Origin of the sequence: Fretibacterium fastidiosum, assembly GCF_000210715.1 — a bacterium.
In the GTDB taxonomy this organism is placed as follows: Bacteria; Synergistota; Synergistia; order Synergistales; family Aminobacteriaceae; genus Fretibacterium; species Fretibacterium fastidiosum.
Genome location: NC_021038.1, coordinates 1,875,194 through 1,877,744, shown reverse-complemented (window position 1 = coordinate 1,877,744; position 2,551 = coordinate 1,875,194). Strand labels below are relative to the sequence as shown.

The 2,551-nt window shown below is 53.6% G+C and carries 3 protein-coding genes; all 3 read left to right on the top strand.

The features are described from left to right. The first annotated feature begins 248 nt into the window (after positions 1–248). The 3 genes from SY1_RS08715 to SY1_RS08705 all read left to right on the top strand — a co-directional run bounded on the left by SY1_RS08715 (position 249) and on the right by SY1_RS08705 (position 2,401). On the top strand, positions 249–467 hold the full coding sequence (locus SY1_RS08715; protein WP_243440644.1) for a hypothetical protein: 219 nt from the start codon (positions 249–251) through the stop codon (positions 465–467). Between the two features lie 148 nt (positions 468–615). Beyond that, entirely contained in the window at positions 616–1,287 is a 672-nt protein-coding gene (locus SY1_RS08710) for a KfrB domain-containing protein (protein ID WP_208873484.1), read from the top strand. A gap of 37 nt (positions 1,288–1,324) precedes the next feature. Continuing rightward, on the top strand, positions 1,325–2,401 hold the full coding sequence (locus tag SY1_RS08705) for a Fic family protein (protein WP_015556803.1): 1,077 nt from the start codon (positions 1,325–1,327) through the stop codon (positions 2,399–2,401). Positions 2,402–2,551 lie beyond the last annotated feature (150 nt).

Below are 2,551 nucleotides of genomic sequence, written 5' to 3'. Positions count from 1 at the left end.
GGGCCGTCAGTCCCCCACTTCGGGGCAGCTCCCCCCCTTGCAGGAGGGCCTTTCTTGCCCTTCTTTAAACGCGAATTGGTATTAACCCTAACCCTTCCCCTGGTCCTCCAAATGGGGACCACTATAATTATGATCTTCGTTCAGAGGGACATCCTTTTCCCGACGGCGTGGCGGTAGAATAGTGTTAAGAGTGGTACTTTGAAACGGAGGAATGACACATGCTGTTGCCGAAGGATTTTGTGTCCACGATGTCGGATGAGGAACAGGACAGGATTATGGACGAGGCTTACGCACTTGAAGACAGAGGAGAGAAGGAGGAGGCCGATCGTCTCTGGCGTACCCTTCCTGTTGATCCGATCTTTGCCGATGGGATAAAGCGCACTTTAGGAATTGGTATATTGAAAGAGGGAGGATACAATCTCAACGATGCCGTTAAGTTATTTGGGCAGGAGTGGTTGAATGGCTAACATCACAAAACTTCTCAATAGCTCAATTAAATTTGTGAAATCAGAACAAAAACTTAGAAAGGCCTCTACTAAAAAAAATCGAGATCGGTTGCTAGTTGACGCCACCGCCACATTGCGAGACGTTGCCGGAACCGGCAACGTCTCCGATATGCTGGATACCGAACAGCTCTGCATCAACCTCGAAAAGGCGCTCTACGCAAACACGCCGGACGATGAGGCACGGTACGACAAGCAGATCGTCGAGAATATGGCCATTCGCGGTTCTCTGGACGACATTTTGGACGTGAAGGGATACCAGGCGCACTTCGAGCGCCTTAAAGTTCTCGGCGTGAACCCGGACAACCTGCCTAAAGGCGAGCCCTTTGAGACGAACTGCAACCGGCAGATCAAGTACCTCGGCAGTGCGAAAAACGGCTTCAGCGAGCCGGAGGAGAAGGACTTTTTTGCGGCGCGGCAGGAGAACCTTCGTGCCGTCATCCTCATCTGCCGGGAACGCCAACGCGAGGCGTTGATGCCAGAAGCCGTGTCCGGCGAGCTTGCCGGTATGATCACGGAGGACACCGGCGTCCAGGAGCCAACGATACACCTCCATCCCTACACCAAAGGCCAGTGGTTCACCGGCAAGATCATCCGCATAGACGCAGAACACGGCAGGTGCATCCAGCAAACCGCCTCCAAGCTCTTCACCGTTCACAGGCTTGAGAAGCTGGAAACAGTGCCGGAACAGGGGCAGGACCTGAAGATCACCTACTCCAAAGACGGCGCCAAGGCAAAGCTGGACCCCATTGTACAGAAGCAGTCCAGGTCGCTGTACCGATAGAGAAGTGACCGATCTAAACGGAAGGAGGCTTTTCACCATGGCAGAGAGACAACGCTGGTTTTGGCAGCAGCCCAACTGGCTTTCAACGCCTGTATTCAGCGATGAGACGTATGCGTTCGCCAATCAGCTTGCGGAACGTGAAAGGAAGCTGTTGGACGATATGGGAATTGAGCTCTATGAGACGACGATCGTTCAGTCTATGACAGACAATCTGTACTGCAGCTATGCCATCGAGGGTGAGAAGTTGGATGAGGACCTCCTTCGTTCGTCGATCATGAAGCGTCTGAACATGGACATCCCGGATTGGAAGCCCTCCAGCATGTCAAGGACGGACCGAGAGGATAGAGCCGTTCAAGCAGCGTTATTTCTACTGAATGACAGAGAAACGTTGTCCCGGGAAAAACTGGAGGAGGCTCACGCTATGCTGAAAACGGAGAAGCGTGGGACCTGGGGAAAGTTCAGAAGCACTTCGGAATACATACGGGATGCGCAGCAGAATGTCGTCTATGAAGCACCTCCCGCGGAGAAGGTTCCAGCTCTGATGGATCAATTCTGCCGATGGTGGAACGATGAGCGCGTCACGCTCCCCGCATCGATCGGGGCTGCCCTTGGTCATGCCTTTTTTGTCGTCATTCATCCCTTTGAGGATGGTAATGGGCGTATGGCACGGCTTTTAGCGGATAAGGCGATGGCCCCTAGCATGGGTGACCCCTATAGGCCCTATAGCATGTCCTCCGTAATCTATCAGGGGCTCTCTCAGTACTATCGGGCACTTGATCAACTTCCGGAGGAGAACGGAATCCAGAGGTTCGTAATGCTGATGGCACACATGCAGTCTGATGTGTTGGACAAGGCTGTGATACGCATGAAGTCCGTTAAGAACATGGAGGCCGTTATCTCCATTGCTGAGGCTTCTGGGACGCCGATCACGCCTCTGGGACGTGCGATGCTTAAAACGATGGCCCTGGAGCCCGAGCGAAAGATATGGACCCCCTTTGACGCTTCGCGCAACGTGAGGGACGCCGGGGACGAAGATCCATGGGACGTGTGGAACACTCTTGTGGAACGCGGGATAATACAGGGTAAGAATATTGCATCTCCCGCGCATCTGTGAAAAGCACAAGCGCTGGAACCTGGCCGACCTGCCTATTAAACAGTACTTAAAAGCACGCCCTGTGGGCGGCCCCGACACGCCATAAACGGCGACCGGGGGCAATTAATACCAATTCGCGTTTAAAGAAGGGCAAGAAAGGCCCCCCCTGCT

What these genes read in the sequence shown, in the direction of transcription:
- SY1_RS08715 (WP_243440644.1), top strand. Translation starts at nt 249, where the DNA reads ATGTCGGATGAGGAACAGGACAGGATTATGGACGAGGCTTACGCACTT.
- SY1_RS08710 (WP_208873484.1), top strand. Translation starts at nt 616, where the DNA reads ATGCTGGATACCGAACAGCTCTGCATCAACCTCGAAAAGGCGCTCTAC.
- SY1_RS08705 (WP_015556803.1), top strand. Translation starts at nt 1,325, where the DNA reads ATGGCAGAGAGACAACGCTGGTTTTGGCAGCAGCCCAACTGGCTTTCA.